The organism is Sphingomonas glacialis, assembly GCF_014653575.1.
In the GTDB taxonomy this organism is placed as follows: Bacteria; Pseudomonadota; Alphaproteobacteria; order Sphingomonadales; family Sphingomonadaceae; genus Sphingomonas; species Sphingomonas glacialis.
The window spans coordinates 142895-157498 of sequence record NZ_BNAQ01000003.1 but is presented as its reverse complement, the minus strand read 5'-3'; the positions used below and the strand labels follow the sequence as shown (position 1 = coordinate 157498).

The window sequence follows — 14604 nt, the reverse complement described above, 5'->3', positions numbered from 1 at the left end:
ATCCCCCCTCGTGCCGTTCGATCGGCTTGTCGCGACTGGGTATGGGAAACCGGTGTCATTGACAAGAGGGGGTGCGACGGATCGCGTCGCGCCCGCCGCTCAATCGGACGAAAGCATCGCCCAATCGCCATCGAACGCAGCTTGTGCGGCGGCGGCGATCGCTGCGACGGCGGCAGGATCGCCAGCCAATTCGCCCGAAAAGCCGAGCTTGGCGGCGATCAGCCGATCGAGCACGGTGGCGGCGTCACCCTCGGCAGCGGCGGCGGCGAGTGCGGCGGCGGCCGGGTCGAGGATCGGCACGCCGGCATGTGCGCGCTGCATCAGGAAGGCGACCCAGCAGCCGAGCGCGATGACGACATGCTGTGGCATTTCGCCGCGCGCACGGTGCGCCGCGAGCGTATCGCCGAGCCGATACGGAATCTTCTGGCTGCCATCGGCGGCGATCTGGTCGAGCCGGTGGACGATCGCGGGGTTGCGGAAGCGCGCGAGCACGGCTTCGCGGTACGCATTATGATCGAGCCCGGCGACCGGCTGCAGCGTCGGGATGATGTCTTCGCGGATCATCGCATCGACGAAGCTCGCGAGCGCGGCGTCGCCCATCGCCTCGGACACGCTGGCATGGCCGCGCAGCAACCCGGCATAAGCGAGCGTCGAATGCGACCCGTTGAGCACGCGCAACTTGGCCTGTTCATAGCCCGCGACATTGTCGGTCAGCGTCGCCCCGGCGCGCGCGAGGGCGGCGCAGACGGGGGAGCCGACATCCTCGATCACCCATTGCGTGAAGGCCTCGCGCTGGACCGCGGCACGATCCTCGACGCCGAGCGCGGCGGCGACGGTTTCGTACAGTGCCGAGTCGCTGGCGGGGGTGATCGAATCGACCATCGTCCCGGGGACGAGCACCCGCGCTTCGATCCAAGCGGCAAGATCGGCGTCGGTTGCGGCGGCGAATGCCACCAGCGCGGCCTTCACCTTGGCGCCGTTATTGGCGAGATTGTCGCACGGCATCATCACGAAGGGCGGGGTGCCCGCCGCGCGCCGTGCGGTGAGGCCGCCGACGATCCAGCCGATCACGCTGCGTGGCACTGCCGGCGCGGCGAGATCGTGCACCACATCGGGATGCGCGAGATCGAGGCTGCCATCGGCGGCGAGGCAATAGCCCTTCTCGGTCACCGTCGTCGTGACGAGCTTTACCTCGGCGTCGGCGAGCAGTGCCTGCGTTTCTGCGGCATCGTCGGGGCCGAGGAAGCGGCTATGCGCGCCGATCACGCGGAAGCCTGGCGCGGCATCGCGAATCGCGAGCGTATAGAGCCCCTGCTGCGCCGACAGCGCCTCGACCGTGCCAGCGCTGCGCAGCGAGACCGCGGCGATTCCCCAGCTCGGGTCGCCATCGAGCAGCGTGTCGATATAGCTCGCCTGGTGCGCGCGGTGGAACGCGCCCGGGCCGAAATGGACGATCCCGGTCGCGGGCGGGGCGGCGCGCGCGGGGCGGGCGATCGCGGCGGGGAGCGCGTCGAGCGCTGCATACTCAAGTCGGTTCACAGCGTGACACCCCGTTTCCAGATTGCGATCTCGCGCTCGCCATTGCGTTCGGCCGCGGTCGCAGCCCCCGAGGCGATCGCGCATAGCGTCGTGGCGAGCGCTTCGGCAACCGGCGCGAAACCGTGCTCGAGCACCGCGCCGGCGTCGAAGTCGATCCAGCCGGGTTTCCGCGTCGCGAGATCGCTGTTCGATGCAATCTTGAGCGTCGGCACGGGGAAGCCGAGCGGCGTGCCGCGGCCGGTCGTGAACAGGATCGCGGTCGCGCCCGCCGCGGCGAGCGCGGTGCATGATACGGCGTCGTTGCCCGGCGCTTCGAGCAGCGTCAGCCCCGTCGCCGAAACCCGCCCGCCATAGCCGAGCACCTGCGACACCGCCGCGCGGCCCGCCTTCTGCACCGCGCCGAGCGATTTTTCCTCGAGCGTGGTGATCCCGCCCGCGACGTTGCCGGGCGAGGGGTTCTCCGAAACGGGCTCATTATGATCGAGGAAATAGCGTTTGAAATCGTTGACCATCGTCACGATTCCGTCGAACACGCGCTCATCGACCGCACGGTCCATCAGCAGGCGCTCGGCGCCGAACATTTCGGGGATTTCGGTCAGCACGACGCTGCCGCCCGCCGCGACGACTCGCTCGCTGATCCGCCCGACGAGCGGGTTGGCGGTCAGCCCCGACAGCCCGTCCGACCCGCCGCACTTCACGCCCAGCACGAGGCGGTCGAGCCCGACCGTGCTGCGCTCGGCGCGCGCGAGCGCGACGAGCTCGGCGACCTTGGCGACGCCCTCGTCGATCTCGTCGCCGGCAAGCTGCGTCACCAGCGTGCGGACCATCGGGCGCCGCGCCGCCGGGATTTCCTCGAGCAACGCGGCGATCTGGTTCGATTCGCAGCCCAGCCCGACGATCAGCACGCCACCGGCATTGGGATGGCAGGCAAGCGCGGCAAGGATACTGCGCGTCCCGTCGAGATCGTCGCCGAGCTGCGAACAGCCGAACGGATGCGTGAAGGCATGGACGCCGTCGATCGCGCCGTCGCCGCTCGCGTGGGAGAGCGCCGCATCGGCGAGCGCGGCGATTCGCGTCGCGGTGCGCGCGACGCAGCCGACGGTCGGCAGCACCCAGATTTCGTTGCGCGTCGCGACTCGGCCGTCGGCGCGGACATAGCCCTGGAAGGTCGCGTGGTCCGGGTCGGCCGGCGGCGAGGCGACTACGCCCGGCGTGAAGCGATAGTCGAGCGTCCCGTCGAGCGCGGTCGCAAGATTGTGCGAATGGACGTGCGCGCCGACCGCGATGTCGGCGGTGGCGGTGCCGATCGGGAAGCCAAACTTGGTCACGGGGGCGCCCCTGGTGATCGGCAGAATCGCGATCTTGTGGCCGCTCGGCGTGTCGGCCAGCGCCGTCACCTGCTGCGTTCCGAAGGTGAGCGTATCGCCGGAAAACGCGGGCTCGACCAGCGTCGCCACGGTGTCGTCGGGATGGATCAGAAGCGCTTTGGGCACGGCAAAGGTCTTTCGGTAACCGGTATCAGCGCTGTGCCCCAGTGCGCGCGCGCTTGGCAAGGCTTGCCCGTGTTTTGGTCAGGCCACTAGCCAAGCCCGCCCCGGGGCGATTATGTCATGGCCGATGAAGAGCAGCGGACAAACGACGATCAACGATGTCGCGCGGATCGCGGGCGTTTCGAAGAAGACCGTCAGCCGGGTGATCAACCGCTCGCCGCTGCTCAACGACGATACGCGCCGCCGTGTCGAGGATGTGATTGCAGAGCTCGCCTACATCCCCAATCCGCAGGCGCGCGCATTGGCGCTGCGGCGCAATTTCCTGATCGGGCTCGTCCACGACAATCCCAACGCGCAGATGGTGATGAACGTCCAGCAGGGCATTCTCGAGGCGCTGCACGGCACCGAATTCGAGCTGGTGGTGCGCCCGGTCGATCGCGGATCGGCGACGATGCTGGTCGATCTGCGCCATTTTCTCGAGCGGCAGCGGCTGTTCGGGCTCGTCCTGCTCCCGCCGATCAGCGAGAATGACACGATCGCCAAGCTGTGCGCCGAGATCGGCTGTCGCTATGTCCGCATGGGGTCGGCGCGGCTCGACGATGACGATCACATGGTCGCGTCGAACGATTGCGAGGCGGTGCGCGGAGCGACCGAATATCTCATCGCGCAGGGGCATCGGCGCATCGGGCTGATCGCCGGGCCGCATGGCTTCCGCTCGGCGCGCGAGCGGCGATTGGGGTTCGAGCAAGCGCTGGCCGATGCCGGGATCGCCTTGCCGCGCAGCATGATTGCCGACGGTACGTACACCTTCGAATCGGGGCTGACCGCGGCCGAGCGGCTGCTCGACCTGATGCCGCGTCCGACCGCGATCTTCGCGTGCAACGACGAGATGGCGGCGGGCGTGATGCACGCCGCGCGGCAACGCGGGCTCGATATCCCGAAGGATCTGTCGATCGTCGGGTTCGACGATACGCCCGTTGCCGCGCATGTCTGGCCGCCGCTGACGACGGTGCGCTGGCCGATCGCTTCGATGGCGCGCTCCGCCGCACTCAAATTGACCGCAGGGCTCGACGGCGAGGATATCGTCGAGGAGCCCTCGCTCTTCCTGTCGACGCTGATCCGCCGCGCGTCGGTGGCGGCGCCAAGCCATTAGCGAATTTGCGGCGCGATCTTGCGACGCACCCTGACACCGGTTACCAAGCCCGCAAAGACAAGCGGGGAGGGAGATGATGATGCCACGACCACTCGACCTGAACCCCGATCGCCTCTTCCCGAGCGACCCCGCGACGCGCGCGATCGCGCGCACGCTGTATGCCGAAATCGCCGACCTGCCGATCGTCAGCCCGCACGGCCACACCGATGCCGGCTGGTTCGCCGACGACGCAGCCTGGAGCGACGCCACCGCGCTGCTGCTCGCGCCCGATCATTACATCTTCCGCATGCTCTACAGCCAGGGCGTCGACCTCGACGCGCTGGCGATCCCGAGCCGCGCGGGCGTCCCCGCGACCGATCCGCGCGAAGCGTGGCGGCTGTTCGCGCAGAACGTCCACCTCTTCCGCGGCACGCCGTCGCGCCTCTGGCTCGACCATGTCTTTGCCGAGGTGTTCGGCTTCGACGTCGCGCTCGATGCGACCACCGCAGATCTGTATTACGACACGATCGCCGAGAAGCTTGCCAGCGCGGCGTTCCGGCCGCGCGCGCTGTTCGATCGCTTCAAGATCGATTTCCTCGCGACGACCGAAGGTCCGCAGGACGATCTCGGCGCGCATCACCGGATCCGCGCGTCGGGCTGGCAGGGCCGTGTCGTCACGACGTATCGCCCCGATGGCGTGATCGACGTCGAGCATGAGCAATTCGGTCGCGCGATGACGCGCTTCGCCGAACTGACCGGCGAGGACGTCCATAGCTGGACCGGCTATCTCGCCGCGCACCGCAAGCGCCGCGCCGATTTCCGCGCGGCGGGTGCGACCGCGACCGACCACGGCCATCCGACCGCCGCCACCGCCAACCTGACGCCGCACGAGGCCGAGGCGCTGTTTGCAAAGATCGTCGGCGGCAGCTGGACCCCGGCCGATGCCGAGCTGTTCCGCGCGCAGATGCTGACCGAGATGGCGGCGATGTCGGTCGAGGACGGGATGGTGATGCAGCTCCACCCGGGGAGTTTCCGCAACCACAATGCCGGCCTGTTCGCGAGCCACGGCCGCGACAAGGGCGCCGACATTCCGATGCGCACCGATTACGTCAACGCGCTGAAGCCGCTGCTCGATCGCTTCGGCACCTCGACCGAGCTGTCGATCATCCTCTTCACGCTCGACGAAAGCGTCTACGCGCGGGAATTGGCGCCGCTCGCCGGGCATTATCCGTGCCTCAAGCTCGGGCCGTCGTGGTGGTTCCATGACAGCCCCGAGGGGATGCGGCGCTTCCGCGAGATGACCACCGAGACCGCAGGTTTCTACAACACCGTCGGCTTCAACGACGACACGCGCGCCTTCCTGTCGATCCCAGCGCGGCACGATGTCGCGCGGCGGATCGATTGCGGCTTCCTCGCGCAGCTCGTCGCCGAGCACCGGCTCGAGGATTGGGAAGCCGTCGAGCTCGCGCACGAGCTGACCAGCGGCCTCGTCCGCCGCGCCTACCGTATCGACCAACCCGAAGCCGCCGCCAAAGCGGCCTGACCCCGGAGAGCCTCCCCATGTTCGACCGTACTTATTACGCCACGCATCCCGACATGATGGAATGCGTCTCGAATGACGAATTGCGCGATCGCTATTTGATCCAGGACCTGTTCCGCGCGGGCGAATGCGTGCTCAACTACACGCATGCCGAGCGCTTCGTGATCGGCGGCGTCGCGGTGGCGGGCGGCGCGGTCAAGCTGCCCGACCAGACCGAGCCGGCCTCGGCGGCAGGGCATCCCTTCCTCGAGCGGCGCGAACTGGCCGTGGTCAATGTCGGCGCGGCGCAAGGCACCGTCACCGTCGATGGCGAGACGTTCACGCTCGGCAACAAGGATTGCCTGTACGTGACGATGGGCGCGAAGGACGTGCAGTTTTCGGGCGACGGCGCGCGCTTCTATCTGGCGTCGTGCCCGGCGCACAAGGCGTTCACGACCAAGCTGATCTCGACCAAGGATGCGACCGCGCTCGAGCGCGGCACCCTCGCCGAATCGAACGAGCGCACGATCTTCCAGATGGTCATCCCCGGCATCTGCGATTCGGCGCAGCTTGTGATGGGCCTCACCGTGCTCAAGGAAGGCAGCGTGTGGAACACGATGCCGCCGCACATCCACGAGCGCCGCAGCGAGATCTATTTCTACTTCGAGCTCGACGATCTCGAGAAGGACCGTGTGTTTCATTACATGGGCGAGGGCGAAGCGACCCGTCACATCGTGATGGCGAACGAGGAAGCCGTGATCTCGCCGCCCTGGTCGATCCATATGGGGTCGGGCACCAAGGCGTACGCTTTCATCTGGGCGATGGCGGGCGAGAACCAGGATTATACCGACATGAACGTGCTGGATATCTGCCAGCTGGCGTAGCGCAGCCTGCTCCCCTCCCGCTTGCGGGAGGGGCGGGGGGAGGGCAGTCGCAAAGGAGCGCGCCCTCTCCATTCCCTCCCCTAGCCCCTCCCGCACGCGGGAGGGGAGGAGAAGAACAATGACCAATCCCTTCGATCTCACCGACAAGGTCGCCATCGTCACCGGCGCCAATACCGGCATCGGCCAGGCGATCGCCGTCGCGCTTGCCGCGGCTGGCGCCGACGTCGCCTGTGTCGGCCGCACCCCCGCCGAGGAGACCGTGGCGCAGATCCGCGCGCTCGGGCGCCGCGCCGAAATCGTCTCGGCCGATCTCTCGACGATCGCGCCTGTGCAAAGAGTCGTGGACGAAACCGTGGAAAAGCTCGGCGGGCTCGACATTCTCATCAATAATGCCGGTATCATTCGCCGCGCCGATGCGGTCGATTTCACCGAGGCGGATTGGGACGCGGTGATCGACACCAACCTCAAGTCGGTGTTCTTCCTGTGCCAGGCGGCCGGGCGCCACATGATCGCCAATGGCGGCGGCAAGATCGTCAACATCGCCTCGATGCTGACCTTCCAGGGCGGCATTCGCGTGCCGAGCTACACTGCGTCGAAGAGCGGGATCGGCGGCCTCACCAAGCTGCTCGCCAACGAATGGGCGGCCAAGGGGATCAACGTCAACGCGATCGCCCCTGGCTACATCGCCACCAACAACACCGCGGCACTGCAAGCCGACGAAAGCCGCAACCGCTCGATCCTCGAGCGCATTCCGGCGGGCAAATGGGGCGATGCGAGCGATCTCGGCGGCGCGGCGGTGTTTCTGTGCAGCGCGGCGGCGGCCTATGTGCAAGGGCATATCCTTGCGGTCGATGGCGGCTGGCTCGCGCGGTAAAGAGCCGCGACTGTCACCCCGGGCTTGTCCCGGGGTCCACCGTGCCGCACGCGTGGGGTCGAGTTTAGGAGTGGACCCCGGCACGAGGCCGGGGTGACGGTTGGGGATTGGGTGACATGACGTTTCTGGCTTTCGGCGAACTCATGCTGCGTCTGTCGCCGCCGGGGCGCGAGCTGTTGATGCAGACCCCCAAGCTCGACGTGTGGATCGCCGGCGCCGAGGCCAATGTCGCGAGCGCACTCGCCCGGCTCGGCCACGACGTTGCGGTCGCGAGTGCGGTGCCCGACAACGATCTCGGTCGCGCCGCGCTGACCAGCCTGCGCGGGTCGGGGGTCGACACCAAGGGCATCCTGCTGCGCGGCGAGCGGATGGGGTTGTATTTCGTCACCTCGGGCGCGGGTCTGCGCGCGACCGAAGTGATCTACGACCGCGCCTACTCGTCGTTCGCCGAAACCCCAACCGAAGCGTGGGACTGGGATGCGCTGCTCGACGGCGTCGACCGGCTGCATCTGTCGGGCATCACCCCCGCGCTCGGACCCGTCCCCGCCGCCAGCGCGATTGCGGCGGCGGAAGCGGCGGCGGCCAAGGGCATCGCGATCTCGTTCGACGGCAATTGGCGCGGCAAATTGTGGGAGCGCTGGGACAGCGACCCGCGCGGTATCCTGACGCAATTGGTCGCGCATGCCGACCTCATGTTCGGCAACCACCGCGACATCGCGCTGCTGCTCGATCGCGACTTCGGCAGCGATGGCGAGGATCGCCGGCGCGAAGCCGTCGACGCGGCGTTCGCGGCCTTTCCCAAGCTCCAGACGATCGCCTCGACCGCGCGGCACGTCGAACATGTCGATCTCCATCGCCTGTCGGCGCGGATCGATACGCGCGCGGGGCATGCGCAAACCGAGGAAGTCGTGCTCGCCGGGATCGTCGACCGGATCGGTGGCGGCGATGCGTTTGCCGCCGGCGTGCTCCACGCCTTGCGGCGCGGTGGAGACATTGGCGAGGCGGCAAAGACCGGCCTCGCGCTGGCCGCGCTGAAGCATTCGCTCCCGGGCGATGCTTCCTTGTTCCGCCAGTCCGATATCGATGCGTATCTGGCGGGCGGGCTCGATGTCCGCCGCTGAGCTGACGCGCCGCGCGCTGCTCGGCAGCGGCGCGGCGACGATCGCGCTCGGGGCGAGCGGGTTGCGCGCGGCGGGACCAGCCGCACCGCGCATTGCGTGTCAGGCTGGCCGCTTCGAGGGCGTCCGGGATGGCACTACGGTTGCGTATCGCGGCATCCGCTACGGCCGCGCCGAGCGCTTTTGCGCGCCGACGCCGTTCCGCTACGGCAGCGACGTCCATCGCGCCGATCAGTTCGGCCCGGTCGCGCCGCAGAGCGGGACCGGCTATGGCGCGCAATCCGAGGACTGCCTGTTCCTCAATATCTGGACCGGCCCGGGCGCGGCGCGCGCGAAGCCGGTGCTGCTCTACATCCATGGCGGGGCCTATTCGAACGGCAGCGTCACCGATCCGCTCAACGACGGCGCAGCGCTCGCGGCGCGCGGCGATGTCGTCGTCGTCACGGTCAACCACCGGCTCAATGCGCTCGGCTATCTCTATCTCGCGCGGCTCGATCCGCGCTTTGCCGACAGCGGCAATGCCGGGCAGCTCGACGTGATCCTCGCGCTCAAATGGGTACGCGACAATATCGCGGCATTCGGCGGCGATCCGAACCGCGTGATGGTGTTCGGCCAATCGGGTGGCGGCGCGAAGATCGCCACAATGATGGGGATGCCCGCCGCACGCGGCCTGTTCCAGCGCGCCGCGACGATGAGCGGCCAGCAAGTCACCGCCTCCGGCCCGCTCAACGCGACCGCCCGCGCGCGCGCCTATCTCGCCAAGCTTGGCGTCGACGAGCGCAACCTCGCGCCATTGCTCGCCATGCCGCCCGAACGGCTCGTCGCCGCGCTCGACGCGACCGATCCGATCCTCGGCGGCGGGGTGTATTTCGGGCCGGTGCTCGACATGAAATGGCTGGTGCGGCACCCGTTCTGGCCCGACGCCAATCCGCAGGGGCTCGGCATTCCGCTGATCCTCGGCAACGTCCGCGACGAGACGCGCGGCTTCATCGCGATCGACGGTCCCAAATTGAAGGGCCTCAGCTGGGACAATATCGCCGCACGGATGGCACCCGAATTGCGGATAGACGTGCTCCCCGAATGGGTCGTGTCCGAATATCGCGCGCATTTCCCCGATTGGTCGCCGGTCGACGTGTTCTACGGCGCGACCACGGCGGGGCGGAGCTGGCGCGGGCAAGTGATCGAGGCCGAGGCGCGGGCGCGTGCCGGGGCGCCGGCCTGGGTCTATCAAGTCAATTTCGGGTCGCGCACCGATCCGCGGCGCGGCGCCTTCCATACGATGGACATTCCCTTGGTGTTCGGCACGCTCGGCGCACGCGGGTCGCAGACGGGCACGGGCGCCGACGCGCGCGCTGCATCGCAGGCGCTGCAGGACAGTTTCGTCGCACTCGCCAAGACCGGCGATCCCAACCATGCCGGCCTGCCCGCCTGGCCGTGCTACGACCTGACGCAGCGCGCGACGATGATGATCGATGCGGTGTCGCAGCGCGCCGACGACCCCCGCCGCTGGCAGCGCGAACTGTTTGCGCGCGTGCCCTATATCCAGCCGGGCAGCTGACTCAAAAACGCCGTTGACACCGGTTACCAAAGGCGACATTTAAGCGTCAGGACGAGATCGCCGCAGAGCGACCGTCGGGCAGGAGAGGTGCCATGCGCCGCACAGGCGCGCATTTTCCTCTCCTGTTCGCTGATCCGACGCTCCACCGCGGAGCCGGCCCAGCAACCGGTGTCAATCACCGCCGCGCGACGACGCATGGCGGTTAGGGGGGATGAGAAATGAGCACGCTTTCCAAGGGCCTGAAGCTGCAGCACGGTGTCTCGGTCGGCGCGATCGTCACCGCCTTGCTGCTCCCTGCCGCCGCGCTGGCGCAAGCCGCGCCGGGTTCGCCCGCGCAGCCGGCTGGCGCGCCCCCGGTCGAAAGCCAGGCTGCCGACACGGCCGCCGATGCGACCGGGCAGGACATCGTCGTCACCGGCTTCCGCCAGTCGCTCCAGGCGGCGCTCAACGTGAAGAAGAATTCGGTCGCCGCGGTCGATTCGATCGTCGCCGAAGACATCGCCAAATTCCCCGATCAGAACCTCGCCGAATCGCTCCAGCGCATCCCCGGCATCTCGATCCAGCGCGACGCCGGCGAAGGCCGCGCGATCACCGTGCGCGGCCTCGGCGCGCAATTCACCCGCGTCCGCGTCAACGGGATGGAGACAGTCGCGACCTCGACCGACGGCGCGAGCGCCAACCGCGACCGCGCGTTTGATTTCAACGTCTTCGCCTCGGAGCTGTTCAGCTCGCTCGTCGTCCACAAGACCGCCGAAGCTTCGCTCGACGAAGGCTCGCTCGGCGCTGTCGTCGATCTCAACACCGGCAACCCGCTCGGCGGCAAGAAGGCCGGATTCACCGGCGCGCTGTCGGTGCAGGGATCGTACAATACGCTGTCGAAGACGACCGGCCCACGGGTCGCTGGCCTGCTGTCGTGGCGCAACGATGCCGGCACCTTCGGCGCATCGGTTTCGGGCGCCTATTCGAAGCTCGATACGCTTGAGCTCGGCAACAACACGACGCGCTGGGCGCAGGCGCAGTTCGATTCGGTCAACGGCACGCCGTGCTATTACAATACGAGCGGTACGGGGGCGGCGCAGGTCTTCACCACGCCCGCGGCGAACAGCGGCGGCGTCTACCGTTCGAGCGCGGCGTGCGACAAGGCATCGCTGGCGTTCCACCCGCGCATCCCGCGCTACGGGGTGATCAAGCACAACCGCGAGCGGCTCGGGCTTACTGGCAGCGTCCAGTTCGCGCCGACCGAGAAGACCAAGATCTCGATCGACGGGCTCTATTCGAAGTTCAAGGAAACGCGCGAGGAGCAATGGGTCGAGGTGCTGTTGCGGAGCAACGAGCGGTCGATCGACTTGGTCAATCCGGTCTATGACGCGAACAACAATCTGATCTCCTCGACGCTCAACGACGCCTACAACCGCAACGAACATTATCTGCGCAAGTCGAGCACCGAATTCTATCAGATCGGCGGCACCTGGGATCAGGATGTCACCGACAAACTCCGCTTCACGCTGCTCGGCGGCGTGTCGAAGTCGGATGCAAGCATCCCGGTCGAGACCACCATCCTGTTCGATAACAAGGCGGCGCAGGGGTATCAGTACGACTATACCAACATGAGGAGCCCGAAGCTGACCTTCGGCGGCAATGTCGCCGATCCGACCAGCTACCAGCTCTCCGAAATCCGCGATCGCCCGTCCGATACGGTCAACAAGTTCCGCACCGCGCAGCTGCGCGGCGAATGGGACGTCGCCGAGGGTTTCCAGATCAAGGCGGGCGGCGTCTATCGCAAATTCAGCTTCGATACCGCCGGCTTCACCCGCGACACCGTGGTGTGCGGCAATGGCGGCAAGGATCTTGTACTCGGCACGCTGAACTGCTCGCCGACGAGCGCGATCGCGCCGGGGTCGGTGTACGGCTTCCCGGTGACCTCGGCATTGGCCGATATCGTAAGCCTCGGTTCGGCCGGGCAGCCGGCGGGTACGACCACGCAATTTGCCATCGCCAACATTCCTGCGGCGGCGGCCTACACCAACCTCTACAGCCGGACCCCGGTCGTCGATCCGGGCAACACGCGCAGCGTCTCGGAAGAGGTCAAGGGCGCCTATCTCGAGTTCGACACCAAGGGCGAGCTTTTCGGCCTGCGCTACGCCTTCAACGCAGGCGTGCGCTATGCAAAGACCAATCAGGTCTCGACCGGCATCATCAACAGCGCGACGCTGACGGTGAAGCGCGATTATGACGACTGGCTGCCATCGCTTAACGTGGCGCTGTATCCGACCGAAAACATCATCGTGCGCGGCGCGGTCGCCAAGGTGATGACGCGTCCCACGCTCGGCAATCTAACGCCGGGCGGCTCGGCCGATGGTAACAACTTCCGGATCACCAACGGCAACCCGTTCCTCGATCCGTTCCGCGCGACTGCCTATGATCTTGCGATCGAATGGTATTTCGCGCCGCAGTCGATCGCATCGGTCGCGGTGTTCAAGAAATCGATCGACAGTTTCCCGGTGTCGAACAGCGTCACGCAGACGCTCGCCGAGGCGGGGCTGACGCGCGACGTGCTGCTGCCGAGCTCGGCTGGCTACATCCGGAACGATCCGACCCAGCTCTACACCGTCTCGAACACGATCAACGGGACCGGGGCATCGCTCAAGGGGATCGAGCTGTCGGTGCAGGCGCCGTTCAAATTCCTGCCGGGCTTCCTCAAGAATTTCGGCGGGATCGCCAACGCGACCTTCATCGACAGCACGGCGAGCTACGGCGTGGTCGGGCCATCGACGCTGGTGTGCGCGACGCAGTTCACTTGCCGGCTCGTCGCGCCGGCCGCGGTGCAGCGGACCTCGACGCTGTTCGGGCTGTCGAAAAAGGCGTTTAACGGCACGCTCTATTATGAGGACAGCAAGTTCAGCGCGCGCGGCTCGATCAGCTATCGCGGGCCGTATGTCGACCAGAACAGCGGCACCGGCAACGTGTTCGAAGGCTATAACGCCACGACCAATATCGATGCGTCGGTGCGCTATCGCTTCACCAAATGGCTCGAGCTGTCGATCGAGGGCACCAACCTCACCGATACCTATCGCGATCGCTATACCGATCTCGATGCGAACCGGAATTACGAGAACAACCATTTCGGCCGCACGATCATTTTCGGCGCGCGCATGAAGCTCTGACCTAGAGCGCGTTTCCTCCCCTCGCGGACGGTGCCGGGTTCGGCATCGTCCGTTTTTGTTTCGGGCGCACGCCGCGGCTCGACGGTCGCGAGTTTGTCGGACCGTTTCCGGTCTGGGCACGGGCGCGGCGGCTCGGCTAGGAGAGTATGATGATTGATGTCGGACTGATCGGGTACGGGCTCGCCGGAGCCTCCTTCCATGCGCCGCTGATCCGCGCGGTGCCGGGACTGCGGCTTGCGAGCGTGGTAACCTCGCGTGCCGCGGCGGTGGCGCGCGACTGGCCGCCGGCGAAGGCGGTGGCGGATGCCGAGGCGCTGTTCGCCGATCCCGATATCGGCCTGGTGGTGATAGCCACGCCCGACCATCTCCATGCCCCGCTCGCCAAGGCGGCGCTCGAAGCGGGCAAGCCGGTCGTGATCGACAAGCCGTTCGTCACCGATCCCGCCGATGGCGCGGCGCTCATCGCGCTCGCCGAGGCGAAGGGGCTGATGCTGTCGGCGTTCCACAATCGCCGCTGGGATGCCGACTTCCTGACCGCGCGAGCGCTGGTCGATGCCGGGACGCTCGGCGACATCGCGCTCGCCGAACTGCGCTGGGATCGCTTTCGTCCCGCGATCAAGCCCGGCTGGCGCGAGACCGCGGGGGCGGGGCTGCTCAACGATCTGGGGCCACATCTGCTCGACCAGGCGCTGCAGCTGTTCGGCATGCCCGAGGCGCTGACCGCGGACCTCGCCACACAGCGTGCGGCGGCGACGACCGAGGATTATTTCGAACTCACGCTGCACTATGGCGCGCGTCGGGTGATCGTATCGGCCGCTACACTGCTAGCGGCGCCGCGGCCGCGCTTCGCGCTGCATGGGACGGGCGGGAGTTTCGTCAAACATGGCATCGACCCGCAGGAAGCCGTGCTGCGCGCGGGGCTGCCGCCGACTACGGCGGGCTTCGGCGAAGATGCGCCCGCGGCCTATGGCACGTTGACCGATGCCGAGGGCGTCGCGCGCGCGGTGCCGAGCGAACGGGGCGACTGGCGGGGTTATTACGAAGGGGTCGTGGCGGCGATCACCACGGGCGCGGCGGCGCCGGTCCCGGCCGAGGAAGCGCTGACGGTCATGCGCTTGATCGCGCTTGCGCGCGAAAGTGCAGTGGGCGGACGGAGGCTTGCTATTTAAGCCTGCTTGGGGCGCGTGTCGGCGGTGGATTGAGTTCGCGCAGAGGCGCAGAGGCGCAGAGGACGCAGAGAGGGAGGGTTGCCGGCGGCAGCCCGCCCCACTTTCGTACCGCACGTGCTGGCAGTCGCTTCCTCGCTTCGCGCGCTACCCCTCTGCG

General features: G+C 67.4%; 10 protein-coding genes. 8 read left to right on the top strand and 2 right to left on the bottom strand.

Annotated elements, in window-relative coordinates; all coding sequences use genetic code 11:
- Positions 1-99: 99 nt before the first annotated feature.
- Both IE187_RS11405 and IE187_RS11400 read right to left on the bottom strand, forming a co-directional pair.
- Entirely contained in the window at positions 100-1539 is a 1440-nt protein-coding gene (locus tag IE187_RS11405) for a mannitol dehydrogenase family protein (RefSeq protein WP_189676374.1), read from the bottom strand.
- A complete protein-coding gene (locus tag IE187_RS11400) occupies positions 1536-3032 on the bottom strand; it encodes a UxaA family hydrolase (RefSeq protein WP_189676373.1) in 1497 nt (498 codons plus the stop codon). The genes IE187_RS11405 and IE187_RS11400 overlap by 4 nt, the downstream gene beginning before the upstream one ends.
- 124 nt (positions 3033-3156) lie before the next feature.
- On the opposite strand from IE187_RS11400, the gene IE187_RS11395 reads away from it, so the two are divergent.
- The 8 genes from IE187_RS11395 (at position 3157) to IE187_RS11360 (ending at position 14447) form a co-directional block, all read left to right on the top strand.
- On the top strand, positions 3157-4182 hold the full coding sequence (locus IE187_RS11395; protein ID WP_140850830.1) for a LacI family DNA-binding transcriptional regulator: 1026 nt from the start codon (positions 3157-3159) through the stop codon (positions 4180-4182).
- A 79-nt stretch (positions 4183-4261) separates the two neighbouring features.
- Complete coding sequence (gene uxaC, locus IE187_RS11390; RefSeq protein ID WP_189676372.1) at positions 4262-5704, top strand: glucuronate isomerase; 1443 nt, start codon at positions 4262-4264, stop codon at positions 5702-5704.
- A 17-nt stretch (positions 5705-5721) separates the two neighbouring features.
- Positions 5722-6564, top strand: coding sequence for a 5-dehydro-4-deoxy-D-glucuronate isomerase (gene kduI, locus IE187_RS11385; RefSeq protein ID WP_189676371.1), 843 nt, complete (start codon positions 5722-5724; stop codon positions 6562-6564).
- 118 nt (positions 6565-6682) lie between these two features.
- Positions 6683-7438, top strand: coding sequence for a 2-dehydro-3-deoxy-D-gluconate 5-dehydrogenase KduD (gene kduD, locus IE187_RS11380; RefSeq protein ID WP_189676370.1), 756 nt, complete (start codon positions 6683-6685; stop codon positions 7436-7438).
- Positions 7439-7554: 116 nt separating this feature from the next.
- Positions 7555-8559 (top strand): sugar kinase, encoded by a 1005-nt coding sequence (locus IE187_RS11375; RefSeq protein ID WP_189676369.1) that lies wholly within the window; start codon positions 7555-7557, stop codon positions 8557-8559.
- Positions 8546-10114 (top strand): carboxylesterase/lipase family protein, encoded by a 1569-nt coding sequence (locus tag IE187_RS11370; protein ID WP_189676368.1) that lies wholly within the window; start codon positions 8546-8548, stop codon positions 10112-10114. Before IE187_RS11375 ends, IE187_RS11370 begins: the two co-directional genes overlap by 14 nt.
- A 218-nt stretch (positions 10115-10332) precedes the next feature.
- On the top strand, positions 10333-13278 hold the full coding sequence (locus IE187_RS11365; RefSeq protein WP_189676367.1) for a TonB-dependent receptor: 2946 nt from the start codon (positions 10333-10335) through the stop codon (positions 13276-13278).
- 149 nt (positions 13279-13427) lie between these two features.
- Positions 13428-14447, top strand: coding sequence for an oxidoreductase (locus tag IE187_RS11360; RefSeq protein ID WP_189676366.1), 1020 nt, complete (start codon positions 13428-13430; stop codon positions 14445-14447).
- The last annotated feature ends 157 nt before the right edge of the window (positions 14448-14604 follow it).

Bases quoted from the DNA above. Each gene is read 5' to 3' on its own strand.
- IE187_RS11395 (WP_140850830.1), top strand. From the start codon at position 3,157: ATGAAGAGCAGCGGACAAACGACGATCAACGATGTCGCGCGGATCGCG.
- uxaC (WP_189676372.1), top strand. From the start codon at position 4,262: ATGCCACGACCACTCGACCTGAACCCCGATCGCCTCTTCCCGAGCGAC.
- kduI (WP_189676371.1), top strand. From the start codon at position 5,722: ATGTTCGACCGTACTTATTACGCCACGCATCCCGACATGATGGAATGC.
- kduD (WP_189676370.1), top strand. From the start codon at position 6,683: ATGACCAATCCCTTCGATCTCACCGACAAGGTCGCCATCGTCACCGGC.
- IE187_RS11375 (WP_189676369.1), top strand. From the start codon at position 7,555: ATGACGTTTCTGGCTTTCGGCGAACTCATGCTGCGTCTGTCGCCGCCG.
- IE187_RS11370 (WP_189676368.1), top strand. From the start codon at position 8,546: ATGTCCGCCGCTGAGCTGACGCGCCGCGCGCTGCTCGGCAGCGGCGCG.
- IE187_RS11365 (WP_189676367.1), top strand. From the start codon at position 10,333: ATGAGCACGCTTTCCAAGGGCCTGAAGCTGCAGCACGGTGTCTCGGTC.
- IE187_RS11360 (WP_189676366.1), top strand. From the start codon at position 13,428: ATGATTGATGTCGGACTGATCGGGTACGGGCTCGCCGGAGCCTCCTTC.